The sequence below is a fragment of the Brevundimonas sp. GW822-FHT03E11 genome, assembly GCF_058801445.1.
This window is the reverse complement of the sequence record NZ_JBXANG010000002.1, coordinates 431,188-456,965: the sequence shown is the minus strand read 5'-3', so window position 1 is coordinate 456,965 and position 25,778 is coordinate 431,188. Positions and strand designations below refer to the sequence as shown.

The 25,778-nt window shown below is 68.6% G+C and carries 18 protein-coding genes; 11 read left to right on the top strand and 7 right to left on the bottom strand.

All coding sequences use genetic code 11. The features are described 5' to 3' along the window. Positions 1–42 precede the first annotated feature (42 nt). Positions 43–1,023, bottom strand: a complete 981-nt coding sequence (locus AC1RKE_RS05070; RefSeq protein WP_395941857.1) for a threonine ammonia-lyase — start codon at positions 1,021–1,023, stop codon at positions 43–45. A 58-nt stretch (positions 1,024–1,081) separates the two neighbouring features. Between AC1RKE_RS05070 and glpK the strand changes: the two genes are divergently transcribed. Together glpK and AC1RKE_RS05060 are read left to right on the top strand one after the other, a co-directional pair. Further along, positions 1,082–2,578 (top strand): glycerol kinase GlpK, encoded by a 1,497-nt coding sequence (gene glpK, locus AC1RKE_RS05065; RefSeq protein WP_348683733.1) that lies wholly within the window; start codon positions 1,082–1,084, stop codon positions 2,576–2,578. Between the two features lie 48 nt (positions 2,579–2,626). Next, positions 2,627–3,718, top strand: a complete 1,092-nt coding sequence (locus AC1RKE_RS05060) for a phosphotransferase family protein (protein ID WP_348683735.1) — start codon at positions 2,627–2,629, stop codon at positions 3,716–3,718. Between the two features lie 12 nt (positions 3,719–3,730). Here the strand turns inward: AC1RKE_RS05060 and AC1RKE_RS05055 are convergent, their stop codons facing one another. The 4 genes from AC1RKE_RS05055 to AC1RKE_RS05040 all read right to left on the bottom strand — a co-directional run bounded on the left by AC1RKE_RS05055 (position 3,731) and on the right by AC1RKE_RS05040 (position 9,989). Then, the gene (locus AC1RKE_RS05055; RefSeq protein ID WP_054764438.1) at positions 3,731–4,513 is read right to left on the bottom strand and encodes a DUF1223 domain-containing protein; all 783 of its coding nucleotides are present in this window, start codon (positions 4,511–4,513) and stop codon (positions 3,731–3,733) included. 69 nt (positions 4,514–4,582) lie between these two features. Further along, complete coding sequence (locus tag AC1RKE_RS05050) at positions 4,583–6,790, bottom strand: prolyl oligopeptidase family serine peptidase (protein ID WP_348683737.1); 2,208 nt, start codon at positions 6,788–6,790, stop codon at positions 4,583–4,585. A gap of 146 nt (positions 6,791–6,936) precedes the next feature. Then, complete coding sequence (locus tag AC1RKE_RS05045; RefSeq protein WP_348683738.1) at positions 6,937–9,096, bottom strand: prolyl oligopeptidase family serine peptidase; 2,160 nt, start codon at positions 9,094–9,096, stop codon at positions 6,937–6,939. A 92-nt stretch (positions 9,097–9,188) separates the two neighbouring features. Further along, positions 9,189–9,989, bottom strand: coding sequence for a potassium channel family protein (locus AC1RKE_RS05040; RefSeq protein ID WP_152949275.1), 801 nt, complete (start codon positions 9,987–9,989; stop codon positions 9,189–9,191). Between the two features lie 138 nt (positions 9,990–10,127). Here AC1RKE_RS05040 and dapF point away from each other — a divergent pair, with 138 nt between their 5' ends. The 5 genes from dapF (at position 10,128) to AC1RKE_RS05015 (ending at position 15,571) form a co-directional block, all read left to right on the top strand. Then, positions 10,128–10,958: a diaminopimelate epimerase gene (gene dapF / locus AC1RKE_RS05035; protein ID WP_348683742.1), complete on the top strand. Its 831-nt coding sequence runs from the start codon at positions 10,128–10,130 to the stop codon at positions 10,956–10,958. Between the two features lie 139 nt (positions 10,959–11,097). Next, positions 11,098–13,455, top strand: a complete 2,358-nt coding sequence (locus AC1RKE_RS05030) for an NADP-dependent malic enzyme (protein WP_191554799.1) — start codon at positions 11,098–11,100, stop codon at positions 13,453–13,455. Positions 13,456–13,457: 2 nt separating this feature from the next. Next, positions 13,458–14,330 carry a 16S rRNA (cytidine(1402)-2'-O)-methyltransferase gene (gene rsmI / locus AC1RKE_RS05025; protein WP_348683519.1) on the top strand — a complete coding sequence of 291 codons (873 nt, stop codon included), beginning with the start codon at positions 13,458–13,460 and terminating at the stop codon, positions 14,328–14,330. Next, complete coding sequence (locus AC1RKE_RS05020; protein ID WP_348683518.1) at positions 14,327–14,746, top strand: YraN family protein; 420 nt, start codon at positions 14,327–14,329, stop codon at positions 14,744–14,746. The genes rsmI and AC1RKE_RS05020 overlap by 4 nt, the downstream gene beginning before the upstream one ends. 9 nt (positions 14,747–14,755) lie before the next feature. Further along, positions 14,756–15,571, top strand: a complete 816-nt coding sequence (locus AC1RKE_RS05015) for a transglutaminase family protein (protein WP_183216361.1) — start codon at positions 14,756–14,758, stop codon at positions 15,569–15,571. Here the strand turns inward: AC1RKE_RS05015 and AC1RKE_RS05010 are convergent. Then, on the bottom strand, positions 15,568–16,821 hold the full coding sequence (locus tag AC1RKE_RS05010; protein WP_348683516.1) for a UbiH/UbiF/VisC/COQ6 family ubiquinone biosynthesis hydroxylase: 1,254 nt from the start codon (positions 16,819–16,821) through the stop codon (positions 15,568–15,570). The genes AC1RKE_RS05015 and AC1RKE_RS05010 overlap by 4 nt on opposite strands. A 133-nt stretch (positions 16,822–16,954) precedes the next feature. Here AC1RKE_RS05010 and AC1RKE_RS05005 point away from each other — a divergent pair, with 133 nt between their 5' ends. From AC1RKE_RS05005 to AC1RKE_RS04990, 4 genes are all read left to right on the top strand, one after another. Continuing rightward, positions 16,955–19,390, top strand: coding sequence for a DNA translocase FtsK (locus AC1RKE_RS05005; RefSeq protein WP_348683515.1), 2,436 nt, complete (start codon positions 16,955–16,957; stop codon positions 19,388–19,390). A gap of 187 nt (positions 19,391–19,577) precedes the next feature. Continuing rightward, the gene (locus AC1RKE_RS05000) at positions 19,578–20,276 is read left to right on the top strand and encodes a LolA family protein (RefSeq protein ID WP_348683514.1); all 699 of its coding nucleotides are present in this window, start codon (positions 19,578–19,580) and stop codon (positions 20,274–20,276) included. 256 nt (positions 20,277–20,532) lie between these two features. Beyond that, positions 20,533–21,330 (top strand): exodeoxyribonuclease III, encoded by a 798-nt coding sequence (locus AC1RKE_RS04995; protein ID WP_152949271.1) that lies wholly within the window; start codon positions 20,533–20,535, stop codon positions 21,328–21,330. A gap of 132 nt (positions 21,331–21,462) precedes the next feature. Beyond that, entirely contained in the window at positions 21,463–24,180 is a 2,718-nt protein-coding gene (locus AC1RKE_RS04990; protein WP_333896730.1) for a TonB-dependent receptor, read from the top strand. Between the two features lie 86 nt (positions 24,181–24,266). Here AC1RKE_RS04990 and yczR read toward each other — a convergent pair whose 3' ends face one another. Next, on the bottom strand, positions 24,267–25,751 hold the full coding sequence (gene yczR, locus AC1RKE_RS04985; RefSeq protein WP_348683511.1) for a MocR-like transcription factor YczR: 1,485 nt from the start codon (positions 25,749–25,751) through the stop codon (positions 24,267–24,269). Positions 25,752–25,778: the final 27 nt, after the last annotated feature.

Below are 25,778 nucleotides of genomic sequence, written 5' to 3'. Positions count from 1 at the left end.
ATTTTCCAAGACCTTGACCCAGCTCCGGAGCAGTGAAAAGGGTCAACCCTCGAACCGCCCCTCAATGATCGCGGCGTAAAGCGCGGGATCGACATTGCCGCCGGACAGGATCAGGCCTGTCGTGCGGCCCGCGCCCTCGACCTTTCCGGCCAGCAGGGCCGCCAGGGACACCGCCCCGCCGGGCTCCACCACCAGTTTCAGATGGCGGAAGGCGAACCGCACCGCCTCGGCGACCTCGGCGTCGGACACGGTCAGGGCGCCGGCCAGGCGGAGGTTGATCGGCCAGGTCAGGACGCCGGGCATGGGCGCCATCAGGGCGTCGCAGATCGAGGGCGACCCCGCCGGGCGCCCGACCCGTTCCCCGGCCGCCAGCGACCGGGCCGTGTCGTCATAGGCGTCGGGCTCGACCACCAGGACGCGGGTCTCGGGGCTGCGCTCGGCCATGACCAGATTGATCCCGGCCATCAGCCCGCCGCCCGAGGCGCCGCACAACAGCTGATCCATCGGCGCGTCCGCCTGGTCCAGCATCTCCAGGGCCGTCGTCCCCTGGCCCTCGATGATGAAGGGATCGTCGAACGGCGGAACCAGGACGCAGCCCCGCTCTGAGGCTATGGCGGCGCCGATCTCTTCGCGGTTCTCGGTCCAGCGATCATAGAGCCGAACCTCGCCGCCGAAGCCGATCACCCCCTCGACCTTCACCTGGGGCGAGTCCGACGGCATGACGATGATCGTCGGCGTTCCCACCAGGGCGGCGGCGGCGGCCACGCCCTGGGCGTGGTTGCCGGACGAAAAGGCCACCACCCCGCGCCTTTTCTCCTCGGCGTTCAGCCGGCTGATGCGGTTATAGGCGCCGCGAAACTTGAAGGCCCCGGCCCTTTGCAGGTTCTCCGCCTTCATCAGAACCCGGCCGCCGACCACGGCGTTCAGGGCCGGGCTCTCGATCAGGGGGGTGCGGACGGCGAACCCGTCGATCTGGCGGGCGGCGTCGAGAACGCCTTCATAGCTGGGCAGGTGCGTCGTCATATGCTCCCCTTAGCCCGACCGCAGGCGTCGCCCAAGACGGCGCAGGGAGAGAAAGACAATGAGCCTGATCCTCGCCATCGACCAGGGCACCACCTCGACCCGGGCCATCGCCTTCGAGGTGCGGGGCCACGACTTGCGCCCGGTCGCCGTCAGTCAGATCGAACTCGCCCAGCATTTCCCGCACTCCGGCTGGGTCGAGCATGACGCGGGCGAAATCTGGTCCGCCACCCTCCAGACCTGCCGCGAAGTGGTGCGCCAGGCGGGCGGGGTCGACCGGTTCGCCGCCGTGGGCCTGACCAACCAGCGCGAGACGTCGGTGATCTGGGACGCCGCGACGGGGGAGCCCCTGCACCGCGCCATTGTCTGGCAGGACCGCCGCACCGCCGAGGTGACCGCCCGCCTGACCGCCGAGGGGCGTGAGCCGGGTGTCCAGTCCGCCACCGGCCTGATCCTAGATCCCTATTTCTCGGCGACCAAGTTCGCCTGGCTGCTGGACGCCGCGCCCGGGTCGCGCGATCGGGCGGCGCGGGGCGAGGTCAAGCTGGGCACGATCGACGCCTGGCTGATCTGGAAACTGACCGGCGGCCGGGTTCACGCCACCGACGCCGCAAATGCATCGCGCACCGCCCTGATGGACCTGAAGACGGTGGAATGGCGCGACGACCTGTGCGTCCTGTTCGACGTGCCGCGCCAGGCCCTCCCCGCCATCGTCCCCTGCGCCGGCCGGATCGGCGAGACCGATCCGGCGCTGTTCGGCCGCCCCCTGCCCATCGCCGGATCGGCGGGGGATCAGCAGGCCGCCCTCGTCGGCCACGGCGCTCTCACGCCGGGCGACGCCAAGATCACCTACGGCACCGGCGCCTTTCTGGTGGCCAATGTCGGCGCCGAGCCGGTGGCTTCGACCCGCCGTCTCCTGGGCACGCTCGGCTACCAGGCCGAGGGCCGCACCGCCTACGCGTTGGAAGGGTCGATCTTCTCGGCCGGTTCGGCGATCCAGTGGCTGAGGGACGGGGTCAAGCTGATCTCCGAATCCCGCCAGTCCGAAGCCCTGGCCCAGAGCCTGGCCGACAACGGCGGTGTCTATCTGGTCCCCGGCTTCACCGGCCTGGGCGCCCCCTGGTGGGAGCCGGAGGCGCGCGGAACCGTGGTCGGGCTGACGCGGGATTCCGGCCCGGCCCATTTCGTCCGCGCGGCGCTGGAGGCCCTGGCCTATCAGACCCGGGATCTGCTCGACGCCCTGGCCCAGGACGGCGCCCCGCCCCTGAAGACCCTGAAGGTGGACGGCGGCGTCACCGCCAACAGTTTCGCCATGCAGTTCGTCGCCGACATCTGCGAGGTCGAGGTCGAACGTCCGGCCTTCCAGGAGATGACGGCCCTGGGCGCTGCGCGTCTGGCGGCCCTGGGCGTGGGTCTGATCTCTGATCTTCAGGCCTGTCCGGCCGAGGCCCCGGCCTGCTGGAAGCCCCGAATGAGGCCTCAGGAACGCGACCGTCTGCTTTCAGGCTGGCGTCGCGCGGTCAAGGCCGCCATCATCGCCGCGCCGGACCGCGCCTAAGACGCGGGCGGCTCTAGGGAAACGCTGAAAGAACCGACTGGGCTGTACATGACCGACGCCTCCGCCGCCGACGCGCCTCTGCAGGATGCTCAAGCCGCCTTTTCCGGCACACGCGAGGTCGATCCCCGCTATCGGCTGGACGAGGCGGGGCTGGACGCCTGGATGACCGAAAACGTCGCGGGCTACGCCGGCCCTCTGACGGTGCGCCAGTTCAAGGGCGGCCAGTCCAATCCCACCTATGAGCTGACCACCCCGACCGCCGCCTATGTGCTGCGCCGCAAGCCGCCGGGCCTGCTGTTGCCCAGCGCCCACGCCGTCGACCGCGAATTCCAGGTCATCTCCGCCCTGGCCGCCCAGGGCTTTCCCGTGGCCAAGCCCCACGCCCTCTGCCTGGACGAGGGCGTCATCGGCTCGATCTTCTATGTGATGGACAAGGTGGAGGGCCGTATCTTCTGGGATCTGAAACTGCCCGGCCTCAGCCCCGCCGAGCGCCGGGCCATCTATCACGCCCAGACCGACGCCCTGGCCCGGCTTCATGCCTTCGATCCCGCCGCCATCGGCCTGGCCGACTATGGCAAGGCCGGCAACTATTTCGCCCGTCAGGTCGGCCGCTGGACCAAACAGTATCGCGCCTCGGAGACCGAGGCCGTTCCCGCCATGGACCGACTGATCGATTTCCTGCCGACCAGCCTGCCGCCGGAGGGTCCCTGCCGCATCGTCCACGGCGACTTCCGCCTGGACAATATGATCCTGGCTGAAGATCGGGCGGACGTCCGCGCCGTTCTGGACTGGGAGCTGTCGACCCTGGGCGACCCCATGGCCGACTTCTCCTATCTGCTGATCGCCTGGGCCATCCCCGCCAGCCTGCGAAACGGCCTCGCCGGCGCCGATCTGGAGGCCCTGGGCATTCCCTCGGTCGAGGAAACGGTGGACCGCTACGCCGCCGCCACTGGGATGCGACCTGCCGATCTCGAGTGGCTCTACGCCTATAATCTGTTCCGTCTCGCCGCCATCTGCCAGGGCATCGCCGGCCGTGTCCGCGACGGCACGGCGGCCAGCGCCCACGCTCGCAGCATGGCCGCCCAGGTCGGGCCGCTCAGCGAGGCGGCCTGGACGTTTGCCAAGAAGGCGGGGGCCTGATCCGCCTCGGCTTCAGCCGTCTCGATCCGCCCCGCCGGACCCGGAGGTCGGCCTGCGGACGGCGGCGCCCAGAATGCGCCGATCCGCCTTGTCCTGAATCATCACGACCACAGCGTCCTCGTCCCGCGTCTGAGGCAGGGGGTACAACATCGGCCGGCCCCGCCAGTCGCCCAGGCGCGTGACGTCGCGGACCACATTCAGCTGGCGCACCTCGCGGCCGCGGTTTTCGCCGCGACCGACCTCGACCACCTGGACGCCGGGCGTATAGGTGACGGCCAGAACCTCGGCCCCGCCCGCCGGGACGCGGCCCGAGCCGACGCCGACCTGATCGCCGCCTTGGCGGAACTCGATCTCGGGCGGCCAAGCGCGGCGGCCCGCCGCCTCGAGGATGGCGGTCTCAAGCTCAGGTCCGCGCACGCCCGAGACCTGTCGGCGGCCGTCGATGACCACCTGGGGCGTGGAGACGCCGCGCTGACGCAGGGCGGCGCGATAGGCCCGCTGGCGCTGAGAAAACTCAGGCCGGGCGAAGGTGTCGGTCCAGCCCAGATAGTCCCAATAGTCGACCCCGTAGGTCAGGGCGATGACGCGCGGCTCGGCCGCAGCCCGTTCGACCGTGGCATTGGCCTCCAGACAGGCGCCGCACCCCTGGGCGGTGAACAGTTCGACCACCACCGGCGGTCCGGCGGCGACGGCGTGCCGCCCCGGCCGCGAGGCGGCGGGCTGGGCGACCGATCCAGCGCATAGGGCGGCGCCCGCCGTGATTGCCGCTGCAATGATCCCGATCCTGTGTCTCATGGCGACGTTCTTAACCGCCGGGCGCGCAGGCGGGGGTCATAAGTGCGTGACCCTCGCCTGCGGCGGCGTTCAGTCCATCAGCTGCTGGGAGAGATAGACATAGTGGCGGGCCCAGCGCCGCGCGTTGGCCACGGGGTCGGCGTCGTTCGAATGGCCGCCGGCCGTGTCCTCATAATAGAGATGGTCGTGGCCCTGGTCCCCCAGCCGGGCGGCGAACTTGCGCGCATGGCCCGGATGGACCCGGTCGTCGCGGGTGTTGGTCGTGATGTAGACGCGCGGATAGTCCTCGTCGGGCCGCAGCTGCTGATAGGCCGAGTACCGGGCGATCCATTTCGCCTCCTCCGGAATGCGCGGATCGCCGTATTCGCCGATCCAGGAGGCGCCGGCCGGCAGCTCGTGATAGCGCAGCATGTCGATCAGCGGGCTCTCGATCACTGCGGCGTTGAACAGCTCCGGGTGCTGGGTGATCGACACCGATGTCAGCACCCCGCCGTTCGACCGGCCATAGATGCCCAGACGACGCGGGCTGGTGATCCCGCGCCGCTCCAGGTCGCGCGCCACGGCGGCGAAGTCGTCGAAGGCCTTCTGGCGGTTTCCGTCCAGGGCCGCCTGGTGCCAGTCGGGCCCGAACTCGCCGCCGCCGCGGATATTGGCCTGAACGAAGACCCCGCCCCGCTCCAGCCACAGCTTGCCCATCTCGGGCTTGTAGGCCGGGTTCAGACTGACCTGGAACCCGCCGTAGCCGAACAGGATCGTCGGGTTCGACCCGTCCAGCCTCATGTCGCGCGGGCGGGTGATGAAATAGGGGATCCTGGTCCCGTCGGTCGAGGTCGCCTCGTACTGCTCCACCACATGGGTCGAGGCGTCGAACTTGGCCGGAGCGGATTTCAGCTCGGTCAGGGTGGTGGAGCCGACCGAGGCGAGGCTCAGGGTCGGCGGGGTCAGGAAGCCCTGGGTCGAGACGAAGACCTGGCCCTTGGACTTGGAGGAGTCGCCCAGCCCCACCGCGATGTTTTCTGGCGTCGCCACATCCTGGCGGCGCCAGCCGAATTCGCCCCGGTTCTCGAAGATCGCCAGCCGCCCGGCCACATTGTCGGACAGGGAGGCGACGACCTGGCGATCCAGCACCCGCACGTCGCCCAACGACTGACGGGCGGCCGGCTCATAGATCAGAAGGGCCTGGTTGCTGACGCTCAGATCGTCGCGGTCGGACCGCAGATGGTTCAAGGGTATGGAAAGCAGGGAACCGGGCTTGTAGGCGAGGCCGTTGAAGGTCCAGGCTTCGTCGTTCGAGACGATCAGCAGGTTCCCCTGCGCTCCGAAGACGCTGACCCGGTCCGGCAGGGCCAGCTTCACCGTCGATCCGTCATGGGCCATCATCCAGGTTTCGGAGCGGAAGGTGTCCAACGGGCGGGTGATGATCACCGCCGTGACCCGGCCGGTCTTGTCGCGATAGACGGCCGGGCTGACGCCGTAGCCGCCGTCCGAGGCGTCGCCGCGATAGTCCTCGACCGCCTGGGCCAGGGTCTGGCCGCGCTTCAAGGTCTTGACGATGAAGGGATAGCCGGACTCCGTCAGACTGCCCGGACCGAAATCGGTGGCGACCAGAAGCGTGTCGCGGTCCAGCCATTCGATCCGGTGCTTGCCTTCGGGCAGGTTGAAACCGCCGTCCACGAAACGTTTTGTGGTCAGGTCGAACTCGCGCACGACCACCGCATCCTTGCCGCCGTCCGACAGATTGATCAGGCAGCGGGTCTCGTCGGGCGCCAGGCAGTCGGCGCCCTTGAACACCCAGTCCCGCCCTTCCGCCTTCGACAGGGCGTCGATGTCCAGCAGGGTCTCCCACTGCGGCGTTGCGGTGCGGTAACTGTCCAGCGAAGTCCGACGCCAGATCCCCTTGGGATTGCTCGCGTCCTGCCAGAAATTGCCGATCCCGTCGCCGAGGAAGGATGGGCTGGGGATCCGGTCGGTGGCGGTCAGGATGGCCTGGGCCTCGGCCCGGAAGGTTTCATAGCGCGGGTCGCCGGTCAGGACGGCCAGGGACTTGCGGTTCTCCTCGGCGACGAAGGCCATGGCCTCGGCCCCGTCCACCTGCTCCAGCGCCAGGTGATCGTCGGCCGCCGCCACGCCGGCCGGGGTCAGGTCGCGCGGGAAGTGGGGCGGGAGCCGGTCATTGGTCGACACGACGACTTCATCTGAACCGATCGCAACGGGCGTGCTCGCACAGGCCCCCATCAGAAGCGCCGGAATGGCGGCGGACAGGATCAGGTGACGCATTTAAAAACTCCGCTCATCCCCGCGAAAGCGGGGACCCAGACCTTTGGGCGTTCGGCGCCGCCCATGTGTACTGAACTGGACCCCAGCCGCCGAACCTCGCGAAAGCACTGGGTCCCCGCTTTCGCGGGGATGAGCGGAGAGAGACCTTACTCCTTCGCCGGCGTGTCCATCAGCCGCCGCGACAGATAGGTGTATTCCAGCGCCAACCGCCGCGCCGTCTCTTGGAGGTTGGCCCCCGCCGCATGGCCGCCGTCGGTGTTCTCGTAGAACAGGACCGGATAGCCCAGCTCTTCCAGACGCGCCGCCGCCTTGCGGGCGTGGCCCGGGTGGACCCGGTCGTCCTTGGTCGAGGTGTGGATGAAGACCTCCGGATAGGGCTGGCCCGCCCGCAGGTTTTGATAGGGCGAATACTGCTGGATCCAGGCGCGCTGCTCCGGAATCTCGGGATCGCCGTACTCGCCGATCCAGCTGGCCCCGGCTAAGAGCTTGTGGAAGCGCAGCATGTCGAACAGGGGCACCTGAATGACGGCCGCATTGATCAGGTCCGGGCGCTGGGTCAGCATCGCCCCCATGAACAGCCCGCCCTGCGAGCCGCCCATGATCCCCAGCTTCGGCTGGCTGGTGATCTTGCGGGCGATCAGGTCCAGGGCCACGGCCTGGAAGTCCTCGTGCGCGCGCTGGCGGTTCTGCTGCAGGGCCGCCTCGTGCCAGCGCGGGCCGAACTCGCCGCCGCCGCGCGTATTGGCGATGACATAGACCCCGCCCCGCTCCAGCCACAGCTTGCCGACCGTGGCCGAATAGCCGGGCAGCAGCGAGCTTTCGAAGCCGCCGTAACCGTACAGCAGGGTCGGGTTGGACCCGTCCAGCGGCATGTCCGCCTTATGGACCACGAAATAGGGGATCATCGTCCCGTCGGCCGAACGGGCCTCGTGCTGCTCCACCGTCATGCCGGTGGCGTCGAACTTGGCCGGCATCGACTTGACCTGATCGACCGCTCCGGTCGCCGCATCGGCCAGCCACAGACTGGACGGGTTCAGATAGCCGGTGACGCTGACGAAGACCTTGTCGTCCACCTCAGACGCCGAGCCGACGCCGACCGAGACGTTCTGCGGCAGGTCCAGGGTCGAATAGGTCCACTCGCTCTCGCCGGGACGATAGACCCGCACCGAACCGCGCACATTGTCGTACAGGGCCACGACCAGGGTGTTGCGGGTGGCGTTCACCCCCTCGACCGCCTGACGTTCCGTGGGACGCAGCACCAGGACGGCGGGGGTGGCGGGGTCTTCCAGCCAGGCGTCCAGCGGCCAGGCGATCAGGTCGCCGCTCTTGAAGTCCTGGCCCGACGGCGCGGTCCAGTCCTGTTTCAGCGACACCACCAGCCGGCCGTCCACCAAGCCGGTGATGTCCGACTTCGCCGGCAGGGCCAGTTTGACCACCGCCCCGTCGTCGGTGACGCGATAGGTCTCGGACGAATAGAAGTCGATCGACCGGTTGATCAGGGTCGCCTTCAGCTCCCCGTCGGCGTCCCGCAGCGTATAGCCGGACACCGAGACGTCGGTCGGCTCACCCATGAACAGGACGTCGGCCTGATCCAGGCTCTCGCCGCGCCGCATCCGCTTGACCACCATCGGATAGCCCGAGTTGGTCAGGGTGCCGGGGCCGAAGTCGCGCGCGACCAGAAGGGTGTCCTTGTTGATCCAGCTGGCCCCGCCCTTGGATTCCGGCAGATAGATGCCGCCTTCGACGAAGCTCCGGGTCACGCTGTCGAACTCGCGCATCGTCACGGCGTCCTTGCCGCCGTTCGACAGGCTGATCAGGCAGTAGCGCTCTTCGGGGGCCAGGCAGGTCGAGCCCTTATAGACCCAGTTCGCGCTCTCGGCCTCGGCCAGGGCGTCGATGTCCAGAACCGTCTCCCACTGGGGCTCGGCGGTCTTGTAGGAGTCCAGGGTCGTGCGCCGCCAGACGCCGCGCACATGCTGGGCGTCCTGCCAGAAGTTGTCGATATGGCCGTCGTGGGTGAAGCCCGGCGCCGGGATGCGGTCGCGCGACTGGACGATCTCCAGCGCCTGCTGGTGCAGGGTTTCATAGCGGGGATCGCCCTGCAGCACGCCCAGGGAATGGGCGTTGTGCGCCTTGACCCATTCCATGGCCCGCTCGCCCTCGACCTCCTCCAGCCAGACATAGGGGTCGCTCGCCTCGCTGGTCGCGAAGGCGGGGGCGGAGGAGGCGGTCTGGGCCATGGATACCGAGGTCAGGCTGGTGGAGGCGAGAAGGGCCGCGAGCACGGCGGCGGATGAGCGGATCATGGACAGTCCCCGAAATGACGACCGGCACCTTAACGACGGCCCGCCCGGCGGCAAGGCGAGGCGGCCGACCCTTACGGTTTTGTCATCTTCGCTCAGCCCTCGTCGGGAATGCAAAGCAGATTGCCGCAGGCCTTGCAGTGGACGGCGTCCGGTTCATGCGTCTGAAGGCCGCAGCGGTCGCAGGGGTGGCGGACCTTGTGCGGCTTGATGATGGCCTGGGCCAGCCGCAGGAACAGGGTGATCCCCACCAGCATGATGGCGATGGACAGAAGCCGGCCTGCGGACCCCGGCAGGGTGACGTCGCCGAAGCCGGTGGTCGTCAGGGTCGCCACGGTGAAATAGAGGGCGTCCACATAGCCGCTGATCCCGTCATGCCCCAGGAAGGTGGCGTAGACGAAACCGGTCACGACGAAGACGAAGGTCACGAGACCGGACAGGGCCCGCACCACCGCCTCCACCCGCGTATCGTCATAGCGGGAGCCGACGGTCCGCCAGAAGAAGTCCGAATTCAGCAGGGTCCACAGCCGCAGCAGCCGCAGGAAGCCCAGGTTGAACAGCCAGATCGGGAACAGCAGGGTCGCCAGGACGAACAGGTCCAGCCAGACGATCGGCTTCTTCAGCCAGTCGCGAATGTCAGAATAGGCATAAGCCCGCGCCGCCAGATCGGCCGCGAGCAGGGCGGCGATCAGATAGTCCAGCACATAAAAGGCCCACCCCATGTTCTTCAGTATGGGCGAGGCCAAAAAGAAGGCGATGATGGTGAAATCGACGGCGATGACGGTCAGTCGGAACCGCACCGCCGGCGGCTGGCTGCCGTGATACAGATAGCGCAGCCGGGCGCGCAGACGCAGGCTGTCGGGCTTGCCTTCAACGACCGTCGGTTCGAGTTCGATCTCAGACGCCTTTCATCCGGCGGCGCGTGTCAGGGGGCGGGCTGCAGCGGGCCAATCAATCGCGAACCGCCGTCCATGTCCAACGGTTCCGAGAGCCGAGCCGTTTCCTCACGGCCGGAGCCGGCCTATATTCCGGCCATGACCCGATCCTTCGTCAAGATGAACGGCGCCGGCAACGACTTCGTCGTTATCGACGCCCTGGGCGCGCCCTTCCGGCCGACGCAGGATCAGATCACGACCCTGGCCGACCGCGCCTCGGGGGAAGGGTTCGACCAGCTGATCGCCATCGAACCGTCCGACACGGCAGACGCCTTCATGCGGGTCTGGAACGCCGACGGCTCCATGGTCGAGACCTGCGGCAACGCCCTGCGCTGCGTGGGCTGGCTGCTGATGGAGGCCAAGGGCTCCGACCGGGTGGTCATCGACACCGCCGCAGGCCCGACCACGGCGTCCCGCGCCGGCGACCACAGGGTGACGGTCGATATGGGCCGGCCCCGGCTGAACTGGACCGAAGTCCCCCTGGCCGAAGAGATGGACACCCGCGGCATCGAGCTTCAGCTCGGCCCCATCGACGCGCCGATCCTGCACACGCCGGGCGCCGTCTCCATGGGCAATCCGCACGTCGTCTTCTTCACCGACCGGCAGGACGACGCCTTCGTGACCGGTTCCGGCTCCCTGGTCGAACACCACCCCCTGTTCCCAGAAGGGGTCAATGTCGGCTTCGCCCATGTGCTGGACCGGGGCCATATCCGGCTTCGGGTCTGGGAGCGGGGCGCCGGCCTGACCAAGGCCTGCGGCACCGGCGCCTGCGCGGCCCAGGTGGCGGCCGTCCGACGCGGTCTGACCGACCGTAAGGCCACGGTCGTGGTGGACGGGGGCGAGCTGACGATCGACTGGGACCCGGCGACGGATCATGTGCTGATGACCGGCCCGGTCGAGGTCGAGCGCACGGGCGCGCTGGCCTTCTGAAAGCCCGGCGGTTGACGCTGACGCGAAGGGAAACTTGCGCGCGCGTCTGTGAACCTTCCGGGGCGTCAAGGCTTGGCGCGGCCCTTCCCAAGCTCTAGGACACGAACGGTTACAGCCGCGCCGAACCCTGGACGTCCCGATGCCCGATCTAACAGAAAAACAGACCTTCTCCGACCAGGAGGCGCTGGATTTCCACCGCATCCCCACGCCGGGGAAGATCTCGATGGCCCCGACCAAGCCGATGGCGACCCAGCGCGACCTGTCGCTGGCCTATTCGCCGGGCGTGGCCGTGCCGGTCCTGGCCATCGCCCAGGATGCGGACAAGGCTTACGAATACACCTCCAAGGGCAATCTGGTCGCCGTCATCTCGAACGGCACCGCCATTCTGGGCCTGGGCAATCTGGGCCACATGGCCTCCAAGCCGGTGATGGAGGGCAAGTCGGTCCTGTTCAAACGCTTCGCCGATGTGGACAGTTTCGACGTCCAGGTGAAGACCACCGATCCGGACGAGTTCATCACCGTGGTGAAGAATATCGGCGACACCTGGGGCGGCATCAATCTGGAGGACATCAAGTCCCCCGAATGTTTCGTCATCGAGAGCGAACTTCAGGACCTGCTGGACATCCCCGTCTTCCATGACGACCAGCACGGCACCGCCATCATCTCCACCGCCGGCCTGATCAACGCCTGTCATGTCGCCGGCAAGCGGCTGGACGAGGTCAAGGTGGTTCTGGCCGGCGCCGGCGCCGCAGGCCTGTCCTCCATCGCCCTGATGAAGGCCGCCGGGGTCAAGGCCGAGAACACGGTCATCTGCGACAAGGACGGCGTGGTCTACAAGGGCCGCGAACACGGCATGGACCAGTGGAAGGCCGCCCATGCGACCGACACGCCCCACCGCACCCTGGCCGAGGCCATGGTCGGCGCCGATGTGGTGCTGGGCCTGTCCGCCAAGGGCGCGATCACCAAGGAGATGGTGGCCTCCATGGCCCCCAATCCGATCATCTTCGCCATGGCCAACCCCGATCCCGAGATCACGCCGGAAGACGTCAAGTCGGTCCGGTCCGACGCCATCATCGCCACCGGCCGCTCGGACTATGTGAACCAGGTCAACAACGTCCTGGCCTTCCCCTATCTGTTCCGGGGCGCCCTGGACGTGCGAGCCCGCCGGGTGAACCATGAGATGAAGGTGGCCTGCGCCCAGGCCCTGGCCGCCTTGGCGCGCGAGGACGTGCCGGACGAGGTCGCCGCCGCCTATCGCGGCCGCAAGCTGAAGTTCGGCCCGGACTACATTATCCCGACCCCCTTTGATCCCCGGCTGATCTGGTACATCCCGCCCTTCGTCGCCCAGGCGGCGATGGATTCGGGCGTGGCCCGCGTCCAGATCGACGACATGGACGCCTATCGCAACGCCCTGCGCTCGCGCGTCGATCCGTCCGCCGCCCTGATGCAGAAGATCAACTCGGCCGTGCGCGGCGGACCCAACAAGCGCATCGTTTTCGCCGAGGGCGAGGAGCCGGCCGTCATCCGCGCCGCCTGGGGCTTCAAACAGGCCGATCTGGGCACCCCCATCCTGGTCGGACGCGAGGATCTGATCCGCCAGAACGCCGCCGAGGCCGGGCTGAATTTCGACGATCTGGGCATAGAGATCACCAACGCCCGCGTCTCCGGCCACAATGTCGAGGACACCGACTGGCTGTACGAGAAGCTGCAGCGTCGCGGCTATCTGCGCCGCGACGTTCAGCGGATGATCAACCAGGACCGCAACTATTTCGCCGCCACCCTGGTCGCCAAGGGCCGGGCCGACGCCATGGTCGCCGGCGTCACCCGCAACTTCAACATGGCCCTGAAAGAGGTCCAGCGCGTCCTGGATGTGGACGACACCCTGATCGGCCTGTCGATCCTGCTGGCCAAGGGCCGGACCCTGTTCGTCGCCGACACCACCATTCACGAACTGCCGGACGCCGCTGAGCTGGCGGACATCGCGATCAAGGCCGCCGAGACGGTGCGCAAGCTCGGTCGCAATCCGCGCGTGGCCTTCCTCAGCTATTCCACCTTCGGCAATCCGCCCGGCGACCGGGCCGAAAAGGTTCGCGAGGCGATCCGCATCCTGGACAAGAAGGGCGTCGACTTCGAATACGAGGGCGAGATGCCGCCCGAGATCGCCCTGGATCCCAAGGGCCATCCCGCCTACGCCTTCAACCGCCTGACCAAACCGGCCAACGTCCTGGTCATGCCGGCCATCCACTCGGCCGCCATCTCGACCAAGCTGGTCCAGGCCCTGGGCGGCGCGACCGTCATCGGACCGCTGCTGGTCGGGCTGGAGAAGCCGGTCCAGATCGTCTCCCTGGGCGCTTCCGTCAGCGAAATCATCACCGCCGCCACCTTCGCCGCCTATGACGCCGGCCCCGCCTTCCAGGGCTCGGGCCTGACCTCGGCGCCGCGTCCGCCCGCCGCCGTGGTCGAAAAGCCGAGCACGGCGGTCCCCCCCACCGTCTGATCATGAGCGAACCCGGCCCCTTCCCGCCCACCGCCCCCCCGCCCCGGCGGGTGGAGCCGGGTCTTTATCTGGTGGCGACGCCGATCGGGAACCTGCGCGACATGACGCTCAGGGCGCTCGACGTCCTGGCCGCCGCCGACCTGGTCCTGGCCGAGGACACCCGCGTCACCGCCAAGCTGCTGTCCGCCTTTGGACTGAAAGCCAGGCTGGAACGCTGCGACGATCACGCCTCGGGCCGCGCCGCCGAACAGGCCATCGAGCGCCTCCGGAACGGCGAGGTGGTGGCCCTGGTCTCCGACGCCGGCACCCCCCTGGTGTCCGATCCCGGTTTCGTCGTCGCCCGCGCCGTGATCGCCGAGGGCCTGCCGGTCCACCCGATCCCCGGCCCGTCCAGTCTGTTGGCCGCCCTGTGCATCGCTGGCCTGCCCGCCGACCGCGTCCTGTTCGCCGGCTTCCTGCCGCCCAAGACCGCCGGCCGGACGGCCGCCCTGGAAGGACTGAAGGGCCAGCGCCAGACCCTGGTCTTCTTCGAAAGCGGGCCGCGCCTGCGCGACAGCCTGACCGACATGGCGGCGGTTCTCGGCCCTCGCCCGGCCGCCGTGGCGCGTGAATTGACCAAGCTGTACGAAGAATGCGTGCGGGGCTCGCTGAACGAACTGGCGGTCGATCCCCGACTGGATGCGCCCAAGGGCGAGATCGTCGTGGTCATCGGCCCCGGCGAAGCGGAAGAAGCGACCCAGGCGGACGCCGACGCGGCCCTGGCCGACGCCCTGACCCGGCTTTCGACCGGAGAAGCCGCCTCGGAAGTCGCCCGCGCCCTGGGCCTGAACCGCAAGTCCCTGTACCGCCGCGCCCTGGAGCTTCAGGGCAAGTGAGCCCCCGCCTGCCCCGCCCGACGCCGGAGCGACGTCCGAAGGCGGCCTGGCGTCAGGCCAAGGGGGGCGCCGCCTTCAAGGCCGGTCATGCGGCGGAATGGATCGCCGCCCTCTGGCTGATGCTGAAGGGCTATCAGGTTCTGGGGTTTCGGCTGAAGACCCGCTCCGGCGAGATCGACCTGCTGGCCCGTCGCGGGCGAACCCTTGCCGTGGTGGAGGTCAAGCGCCGCGCCCGGCTCGACCTCGCCGTCCTGGCGCTGAAGCCCGCCCAGCATGATCGGCTGGTTGCAGCGGGCGAGGCGGTCCGGCGCAATCGCCCGGCCCTGCAACCACTTGAATTGAGAATTGATATGGTGGCGCTGGCTCCCGGTCGATTTCCGCGTCATCTTCGCGGCGTTCAGAGGCGCGGGAACTGAAGGGATCGCATGACCCGGGAAGAGGCCGAGGCCATCCTGACGTCGGCCGGTGACGGCGGCGACGAGGGCTTCCCCCTGCTGGAGGCGGCGATCGCCTGCGCCATCCACGATCATCCCTTCCGCGACCCCCAACCCGTCCGCACCCTGGCCCGCAGCGCCTGTGAAAGGCTGAAGGAGCGGGTCGGGGGCGAAAGCCCGGACGAGGCCCTGTCCGAAACCATGGCCGCCGACCTGCGTCTGAACGGCGACCTGCTCCATTACGACCATCCCGCCAATACCGACCTGATCGAGGTGGCCGAGCGGCGGCGCGGCCTGTCCGCCGCCCTGGCGGTCTTCTATCTCCACGCCGCCCGTGCGGCGGGGCTGAAGGCGGCGGGTGTGGACTTCCCCGGCCATTTCCTGGTCCGCGTCGAGACGGCCGAGGGTCCGGTCGCGCTCGATCCCTTCAGCCAGGGTCGGCTGGTCCTGCCCAGCGAACTGACCCGGCGGGCGCTTCGGGCCGGTCTGACGCCGCACGTCGCCGACCGGCTGGACCTGTTGATGGCCCCGGTCAGCGACCGTCAGGCCTTGATCCGGCTGCAGAACCTGCTGTTCAGCCGCGCCATCCGCAGCCACGACTATGAGGCGGCCGAACGCTCGGCCCTGCGCCGGGCCCTGCTGGACCCGCAAGACCACCGGCCCTGGCTGGACGTCGCCGCCGCTCGCGAGAAACAGGGCGCCCTGACCGGTTCCCTGGAGGCCCTGTCGCGGGCTCGCGGCCTGGACGGCGTCGAAGAAGCGCGTCGATCGACGACCTTCGAGCGCGTCCGAATGCGGCTGAATTAGACCGGTTCGCCGCGCAGCAGCCGCGGCAGGTCGCCGGTCGCCCCGCCCGCCTCCTGCATGAAGGCCCGGCGCAGCGGCCCGATTCGGTTCACCGCCGCCATCCCCAGATCTCGCATCAGCCGGACCGGACCGATGTCGTTGGAGAACAGCCGCACGAAGGCGTCGAAGCCGGCCGCCAGGGCCGCATTGTCGAACCGGCGCCAGCGAGCGTAGCGTTCCAGCACCGTCTCGGCCCCCAGGTCCTCGCCCAGGCGCGCGGCCTCGGCAAGAACCTCGGCTAAGGCGGCGGCGTCCTTCAGCCCCATATTCAGCCCCTGGCCCGCCACCGGATGCACCCCATGGGCGGCGTCGCCGATCAGGGCGAGACGCGGCGCGACCAGTTTTTCGGCCAGGCTGAGCGACAGCGGATAGACGAAGCGCGGCCCCTCGACCGAAATCCCGTCCAGAAAGGCCCCGAACCGCCGCATCAGATGCGACTGGAAGGCCGCGTCCGAGGCGTCGCGCAGGGCCTCGGCCCGCCGGGTCGTCTCGGTCCAGACCAGGCTGGCCCGCTGGTCCGTCAGGGGCAGGATGGCGAAGGGGCCGCTGGGCAGGAAATATTCGTGGGCGACATTGCCGTGGTCGCGGCCCAGCCGGACCGTGGCCACCACCCCGCTCTGGCCATAGGCCCAGCCGACCGTCTCTATCCCGGCGGCGCGGCGCACGATCGAGCCCCGACCTTCCGCCCCCACCACCAGGGCGGCGGTCAGGATCGAGCCGTCGGCCAGGGTCACGGTCGCCTTGCCCGCATCCCGCTCGACCGAGACGACCGAGGCCGGCGCCCGCACCTCGATCCCCGCCGCCGTCACCGCCTCGGCCAGGGCTGCCCGGATCCGCCGGTTCTCGACCATATAGCCCAGGGGCTCGCCCCCGGTCCGCCCGCCGATCTCCTCGGCGTCGAAGCGCAGGAAGGCCGGCGAGGGCGACTTGCTGGCCGCGCCTGGCCGACGGCCGTCCGTGACGAGAATGTGATCCATCCGGCAGGCGTGCGGCCGCAGGGTCTCGCCCAGGCCCAGGGCGTCCAACATTCGGAAGGTCGAAAAGGCGATCGCGGTCGAACGCCCGTCGAAGCTGGGCGCCAGCTGGGCGCTGAACGGCTGCGGATCGACCATCACCACCTTCAGCCCGCCCTGCGCCGCCGCCAGGGCGAAACTCGCCCCGGCCAGGCCCGCGCCGGCGATGATGATGTCGTAGCGTTCGGTCTCTGCCATGGCAGGCTTGTCGCGCCGCACGCTCAAAAGGTCCAGAGGACGGTTTGTCTCCGGCGCCTGGTAAATGAGCCCTTAACCCTGGGGATGCGACAAGGCGGGTCGAACGTCAGCCGCCCGGAAGGTCTCGCCTTTCATGTCCACCGCCCTCGCCGTCGGCCGCCAGGCCTGGATCAGCGCCCGTATCCTTTGGGAGGCGCCCTTCGTCGTGCGGTTCCGGGGGGTGCTTCAGGCCCTGCTGGCGACCCTGTTGCTGATCGCCCTCATCTCCTGGAATCCGGCGGACGCCAGTCTGAACGCCGCCTCAAGCCTGCCGACCACCAACTGGCTGGGCGCGAACGGCGCCCTGTTCGCGGACCTGTTCATGCAGTCCCTGGGCCTGGCCGCCTGGCTCGCCGCCCTGCTGGCGATCGCCTTCGGCCTGGCCCGCGCCATCGGCGACGCCATCCAGCAGCGTCTGAAACCCAGCCCGATCAAGGCCCTGGCGGCCACGGCCGGAACCTTGCTGCTGGCCGGCGCCCTCGCGGCCCTGGCCGCGCCCGCCGCCTGGCCATTAGCCGCCGGCCTGGGCGGTCTGTGGGGCGACGCCCTGACCGGCCTGACCGCCCAGGGGCTGGCCGCCCTGAGGATTCCCGGCGGGCGGATCATCGCTGGATTGCTGTTCCTGGGCGGCGGCCTGTGGCTGACGGGCTTCGCCATCGGCCTGCGCGCCATGGACTTCATCGACGCCCTGCACTGGGGTCGCTCGCTGCGCGCCCCCGCCGCGCCCCCGCCTGCCGTCGCTGCCAAAAAGCCGCGCGCCCCCGCACGCGAAAAGGCGGCGCCCAAGCCCGAGGTTCGCACGCCCGCCTCCGCCCCGGACGCCGCCGTCGCGCCGGATCAGGAGGCCGACGGTCCCCAGACGGCCTATGACGACCTGCCGCCCTGGGAGGAGGAGCCCGCCCCCGCCGCCCGCGCCGCGCCGCGGGCGGTCGAACCCCGCGTCGCCGCGGTCAAGGCGCCCAAGCCGCGCAAGGAAGACGTCGATCAGCAGGCCTTCGTCTTCGACCGTCCCGAAGGCGCCTTTGACCTGCCGCCGCTGGGCATCCTCACCAAGCCCGCCCAGCGCGTCGGTTCGGTGGATGAGGACTCCCTGAAGCAGAACGCCAAGATGCTGGAAGGCGTGCTGCAGGAATTCGGCGTGCGCGGCGTGATCGACCAGATCCGCCCCGGCCCCGTGGTCACCCTGTACGAGCTGGTCCCCGCCCCCGGCGTGAAACACGGCCGCGTGGTCGCCCTGGCCGACGACATCGCCCGCTCCATGTCCGCCCGCGCCTGCCGGATTTCGGTGGTTCAGGGCAGGAACGCCATCGGGATCGAACTGCCCAACGCCAAGCGCGAGACCGTCTATCTGCGCGACCTTCTGTCCAGCGCCGAATACGACAAGAAGGGCCACCTGCTGCCCCTGGCGCTGGGCGAGACCATCGGCGGCGAGCCCTATGTCGCCGACCTGGCCCGCATGCCCCACCTGCTGATCGCGGGCACCACCGGCTCGGGCAAGTCGGTCGGGGTCAACGCCATGATCCTGTCGATCCTGTATCGTCACAGCCCGGCCGAGTGCCGCTTCATCATGATCGACCCCAAGATGCTGGAACTGTCGGTCTATGACGGCATCCCGCACCTGCTGGCCCCCGTCGTCACCGATCCGAAGAAGGCGGTCGTCGCCCTGAAATGGACGGTGCGCGAGATGGAGGACCGCTATCGCCGCATGTCCAAACTGGGCGTGCGAAACGTCGCCAGCTACAACGAGCGCGCCCGCGAAGCTCAAGCCAAGGGCGAACATTTCGAGCGCACGGTCCAGACCGGCTTCGACGACCAGGGCCGCCCCGTCTACGAATCCGAGAAGATCCGTCCCGAGCCCATGCCCTATCTGGTGGTGGTCATGGACGAGATGGCCGACCTGATGCTGGTCGCCGGCAAGGATGTGGAAGGCGCCGTCCAGCGTCTGGCCCAGATGGCCCGCGCCGCCGGCATCCACCTGATCATGGCGACGCAACGCCCGTCGGTGGACGTGATCACCGGCACCATCAAGGCCAACTTCCCGACCCGGATTTCCTTCCAGGTCACCTCCAAGATCGACAGCCGGACCATCCTGGGCGAACAGGGCGGCGAACAGCTGCTGGGCCAGGGCGACATGCTCTACATGGCCGGCGGCGGCCGCATCACCCGCCTGCACGGCCCCTTCGTCGACGACAAGGAGGTCGAGGACGTCTGCAAACACCTGAAGGCCCAGGCCGAGCCCGACTATCTGGACCTGATCACCGACGAACCGGACGGCGACGGGGACGGCGGTTTCGACGAGGGTGGAAACGGCGGCCCAAATGGGAGCGGGAGCGACGATCTGTACGACCGCGCCGTCGCCGTCGTAACCCGCGACCGCAAGGCCTCGACCTCCTACGTCCAGCGTCGTCTGCAGATCGGCTACAACCGCGCAGCCTCCCTGATCGAACGGATGGAGCAGGAAGGCGTGGTCAGCCCCGCCAACCACGCCGGCAAGCGCGACGTTCTGGCCGGCCCGCCGCCGATGGTGTGAGCCAAGCCGAGGAACGGCTGCGCCTTCGAGCCGTTGTCTGACCCGCCGTCGCGTCCAAGCTTCAGCATTTTGATGAACAGGGCTTCATCGGAGCGCCGGAATATGGTCAGGCTCGCGTCATTCCGACGCCAAGCCGATCGGGCAAGACGGCGGCATCGCTGACCATCCCGAACGGGAGACTGACTTCATGACCACCACCGCCGTCGCCGAGAGCCTCGCCGCCCCGATCGACGCCGCCGTCGATTCCCAACGCCGCGCCCTGCTGCTGGGCGCCGGACTTGTGACGGGCTTGGCCGCCCTGGGGATGTTCGACGCGGCCCAGGCCCAATCCAATCTATCGGCCGAGGATCGGGCGGTGGTTCAACGGGCCCAGACCTATCTCCAAGGCTTGACCTCGGCCCAGGGCACGTTCGTCGAGACGGGTCCGGGCGGACAGCGCCGCGAGGGCCGCTTCTATCTGCAGCGCCCCGGCAAGATGCGGTTCGAATACACCAATCCGGCCGGCCTGCTGGTCGTGTCGGACGGCTACAACGTCAAACGCTATGACCCGCGACTGAACAATTTCCAGCAGGTTCCGCTGGGACGAACGCCCCTTTCGACCTTCCTTGCGCGCTATGTGCGGCTGGACCAGGGCGTCCGTATCGACCGCGTCACGCGGATGCAGTCCGGCGCCTTCGCCATCACCGCCCGCGACGCCAATCGGCCCAACGACGGCCAGGTGGTTCTGGCCTTCGCCGGTGATCCGATCCGCCTGCACGAATGGACCATTTCCGACGCCCAGGGATCGCGGACCCGCACTCAGCTGACCTCGCTTCAGCCTGCCTCCGGCTTGGCGGCCAGCCTGTTCCAACTGCGAGACCCTACCCGCCGACCCGGTCGGAACTAGCGCCTGTAAGAGCGGAAGTCGCGAATCACCGGTATCCGTCCGTTGCCGGAGAATCACGGCCAAGCGAGAAATGTGACAATTTGACCTTTTCCTTCGGTCGTGACATCTAGAACACAGAGCGGCGGCGGCCGCTCTACCGCCCGGATGCATCCCCCTCCCCGGCGGCGAGAGAGACGAAACTGGATCGGCCCGGCCCGCAGAGGCCGGGCCTTTTTTCTGGGTGGTTCTTCCGGAGCGCGGCCTGTTAAAGCGAAGCATGACCCTTCGCCTCGCCACCTGGAACATCAACTCCGTCCGCCTGCGCATCGATCAGGTCGCCCGGTTCGTCGCCGAACGGGCTCCCGACGTTCTGATGCTGCAAGAGATCAAATGCACGACGGATCAGTTCCCGCGCGCCGCCTTCGAAGAGATGGGCCTGCCTCATATGCGTGTCGCCGGCCAGAAGGGTTGGCACGGGGTGGCGATCGCCAGCCGCCTGCCGCTTGAGGACAGCGAGACCTTCCAGGTCTGCAAACTGGGCCACGCCCGTTGCGTCTCGGCCCGGGTCGCCGGGATCGACGTTCAGAACTTCTACATTCCCGCCGGCGGCGACGTGCCCGACCGGACGCTGAACCCCAAGTTCGATCACAAGCTCGACTTCTACGAACAGCTGACCGAGATCGTCGCCCGACAGGATCGGTCTCGCCCCCTGGTCATGGCCGGCGATTTCAACATCGCACCGGGCGAGGGCGACGTGTGGAACCACCGCTACATGTCCAAGATCGTCAGCCACACGCCGATCGAGGTGGAGGTGCTGAACCGACTTCAGGCCACAGGCGGCTTCGCCGACGTGCTGCGCGACCGTTTCCCCGAACCGCAGAAGCTGGCCAGCTGGTGGAGTTATCGAGCCGCCGACTTCCGCAAGTCGAACCGCGGCCTGCGCCTGGATCATATCTGGACCTCGCCCGGCCTGACCCCGGCCGTCATCAAGGACACGGCCCGGATTCATGATGACGTCCGCGAGTGGGACCGGCCGTCCGACCATGCGCCGGTGACGGTCGATTTGTCCGTCTGACCCCGACAACTGTCCCACAAGCGTCGCAAAAGCTTAGCCTTTCAGGCGCATAGCTTTAGGCAGCCTGTCATTGACCCGCACTAAGGAGCCCGCGCCGCCCATGGGGGCGCGGCCTCATTAATCGGATTTCCAATGACCATTTCAGGTTCGTCCACTCGGCGCGCCCTTCTCGGCGTTTCCTGCAGCCTCGCCGCGCTCTGCGCCGGCGGTTCGGCCTGGGCCCAGTCCGAGACCGCTACCGGCCCAGCCACCTTGCAAGAGATCGTCGTGACCGGCGCCCGGCGCGCCCAGACGGTTCTGGTCGAGGAACGCCAGGCGACCGGCGTCGTGGACGCCGTCGCCGTCGGCGACGTCAGCCTGAACCCCCAAACCACCATCGCCGACCTGGCCAAGCGCCTGCCCGGCGTGTCGGTCAGCCAGGATCAGGGCCGCAACCAGTCGGCCACCGGCGAAGCCCAATACGTCGCCATCCGCGGCTTCGACACCAGCTTCAACGCCTATACGCTGGACGGCCTGCGCCTGCCCCAGACGGCCGGCGGCCGCTCGATCTCGCTGAACCTGTTCAGCCCCTTCGCCATCCAGACCATCGGCATCGAAAAGACGCCGGATGCGACGCTCGACGCCGACGCCATCGCCGGTATCGTCAATCTGGTCACGCCGACCGCCTTCGACTTCGGTGACCAGATGCTGCGCCTGCGCGCCGTCGGCCAGATGGCCGAACTGGCCGAAGATCGCGGTCAGGACAGCCTGGGCGGCGCAGTCGGCGTGGACATGGCGCGTCGCTTCGCCGACGGTCGCCTGGGCGTCTATGCTTCCGCCTATTACGAGCAGAAGGACAGCGCCGCCGAAAGCGTCGCGGTTCAGAACGACTACAAGACCTCCAGGGCCAATGTCGGCTCGGCCCGCGAGAATGAGAACGCCCTGTCGGCGGACGGTCTTCAGTGGAACTTCTTCAACTCCACGGTGGAACGCTACGGCGCCACGGCCTCTCTGGACTATCGCACCCAGCCCTTGGACCTGTTCGCCCGGGTCAACTATGCGACCTACACCAACACCAATACGATGAACCAGACGGGGCTTCGCAGCGAGCGGACCTCGGGCCAGACCAATCCCAATCCGGGCGGCGCCAACTACAACGCTGCCGGCGACTACACGCCCTACGGCATCAATCCGGCCAACTATTTCCGCGTCGAGGACGTCGAACAGGAGCTGCTGTCGGTCCAGACGGGGGGCAAGCTGCGCTTCGGCGACTTCACCGCCTCGCTGGAAGCCGCCTATGCCGACGGCCGTCTGGACTCGCCCAATACGATCGAGGCCGCCTGGCGAGGCGTCGCCTATAACGGCGCGACGGGCAATACCGGCGCCTCGACCGAAGGGCTGAAGCTGGACCTGTCGGACCCTCGCTGGCCCATGCCGGTGCTGTCGGCCGGCGCGACCGCCTATGTCGCCAGCCAGGACCGTCCCAGCCAGATCTATGTCCAGCAGGGCTACGGCTATCTGTCGGAGGTGAAGAAGACGGTGAAGGGCGACCTGACCTGGGCCGGTTCCGGCGTGCTCGCCAGCGCCTCGGTCGGCGGCTTGTACGAGACGGCCGATCAGGACGGCCGCAGCCTGGCCCCGGACGACACCCGCTACCGTTTCCGCACGTCCTTGCAGGCTGGAACCGTGGACGGCCCGTCGATCGGCGCGACGCCCGGCCGCCTGATCACCGACTTCATGGACCACGGCACGGTGCGCCCGGTGAAGCTGGTCGATCGCCGCTTCGTCGAAAACGAACGCGATCTGTACGGCTCGACCGTGGTGGTTTCGCAAGAGAAGCTGAACCAGGGCCTGTCGGACAGCCGGGAAGACCGGACGGCCGCCTTCGCCGCCGCCACACTGAAACTGGCCGGCGGCGTCCTGGAGATCACGCCGGGGGTCCGCTACGAGGACAACCACTTCGAAGCCCGCTTCTTCGTGAAGGACGCCGACGGCGCCCGTTTCGCGACCGCAGATCGGGATTACGACCATGTCGATCCCAGCGTCATCGCCGCCTGGCGTCCCAGCGACGCCCTGGTGGTGCGGGCGGCCGCGCGTTCCAGCTACAGCCGGCCTGCGGGCAGCCAGCTGGCGGGTCCGACCACCGTCAGCCGCGACCCCGTCACCAACGCCGTCATCAGCATCAGCCAGCCCAACCCCGATCTGAAACCGGTTGAGGGCTGGAGCTATGACCTGGGTCTGGAATGGTACGCCGTCGGCTCCAACCTGCAACTGGCCGTCTACCACAAGGATCTGGACAATATCGTCGTGCCGACCGCCCTGCGGACGGGCACGAGCAAGACCAGCGACGGCGTCATCCTGATCAAGCCGTTCAACGGCCTGGGCGGCTCCGCCACCGGGATCGAAATGGGCGGTCGTTATGTCCTGCCGGTCGACGGCTGGATGGACGGCTTGTCGCTGGGCGGGAACCTGACCTATCAGCAGACGGAGGCCGAATACCGCCTCTCCTCGACCGACATCCGCAAGAGCGACCTGCCCCAGGCGCCCGAGCTGATGTACAATCTGGAGGCCGGCTATGAGCATGGGTCGCTGCGGGCCAGCCTCTGGTACAACTACACCGGTCGTCGCCTGGACACGGTTCAGGACAGCCAGCCCGACATCTACATCCAGCCGTCCAAGGAGCTGAACCTGGGCGTGGCCTTGACCCTGGCGCCGGGACTGGAAGTGGGGGCTGCGGTCCGCAACCTGACCGACGAACCGACCCGCTGGTCGACCGTCGGGGCGGGCGAACGCTATGTCTCGCCCGACCGCAAGGGCGGCTATCTGGAAACCGGTCGGATCTTCCAGGTCAGCGTCAACGCCACCTTCTGATCCTACGACCCAGTCGATTGACGCTCAGGAGGGCGGCGGAGCAAATCCGCCGCCCTCTATCGTTTCCGGATAGGCGAACCGCGCCTTCAATAGACGGCGACGCGACGGGGCGGGGGCGCGGAAACCGGCCGTGTCTTGCGCTCCAGCGCCTCGGCCGCCTGAGCCAATCGCTCGACCGCCACATCCAGAACAGGCTCCGACAGAGTATAGGGCAATCGCAGCCGATGTTCGAAGGCGCCGTCCACGCCGAAGCGCGGACCGGACGCCAATCTCAAGCCGCGCTCGGCCGCCTGGACCGCCAGGGCCGAGCTGATCGGCGCCGGCAGTTGCGCCCAGACGGACAGGCCGCCCGCCGGCCGGGGACAGACCCACTGCGGCAGCCGTTCCGCCAGCCGCATCCGCAAATGGTCGCGTCGCGCTCGCAGCAGAGGCCGTCGCGCCGCAAGACCGGCGCCGCCGTCGCCCAGCAGTTCGACCGCCGCCAGCTGCTCCAAGATCGGGGCGCCCAGGTCGAAACTGGCGCGGCTTTGGGCGAGCCGCTGAATCACCGCCCGGTCCGCTCGAATCCAGCCGATGCGCAACCCGCCCCAGACACTCTTGGACAGGGAGCCCAGGCGCACGACACGCGGCGCATCGACCGCCGAGGCCGTCAGGGCGGGCGGGCCGCTGAGGGTCAGCTCCACCAAGGTCTCATCCAGCACCAGCAGAGTCTCGCACCCTTTCAGCCCCGCCAGAAGCCGCAGCCGATCCGCCGCCCGCATCATCCGCCCGGTCGGATTGTGATGGTCTAGGACCAGATAGGCCAGGGGCGCGCCACTGGTCCGACAGGCGGCGATCAGACCCTCCACGTCCCACCCCTCAGTCCCCGCTCCCGCCCCGGCGTCGTCCGGCAGGGCGACCGGCGTGGGACGCGCGCCGGCCGCGAGAATGGCGTCCAGCGCCTGCGGATAGGTGGGATGGTCGAAGACGACCGGCTGACCCGGCCTGACCATCAGCCGCAGCAGATGAACCAGTCCATTGTGCGCCCCGTGGGTGATCAGAATCTGGGCGGGCGAGGTCGGCAAGCCGCGCCGCCGATAGGCGGCCGCCACCGCCTCGCGCAGGGCCTCAACCCCCGAGGCCTCATAGCCGTGGCCCGGCAAACGGGTCGGCAGCCGCTCCAGAGCCCGGACATAGGCGGCGTGAACGCTGGGATCGGCCGGCAGGACGGCGGCGGTCAGGTCGAGTACCTCGTCCGCGCGGGAAGAGGTTCTAGCTTCAGGAAGGCCGCGCGAGCCGCCCGTCGGCGCCTCCCCCGGCAGGCTGGTCCGCGCCGAGGCGCCGCGTCCCCCCGTCAGAAACCCGTCATCCCGCAGTCGCCCATAGGCGGCCGACACGGTCGTACGGCTCAAACCCAGCGCCTGCGCCGCTTCGCGCTCGCCCGGCAGTCGCGCCGCCAGAGGCAGTCGTCCGTCCAGGATCAAAAGTCTGACGGCTCCGGCCAATTGACGGTAGGCCGGGCCGGCGCCCGGCGCGCGCCAAACGCCTAAGTGGCGGATCAGTGAGGCTGTGCCGATAGAGCGCGAGGACATGGGGCCAGAATGACAGAACTGGACCTT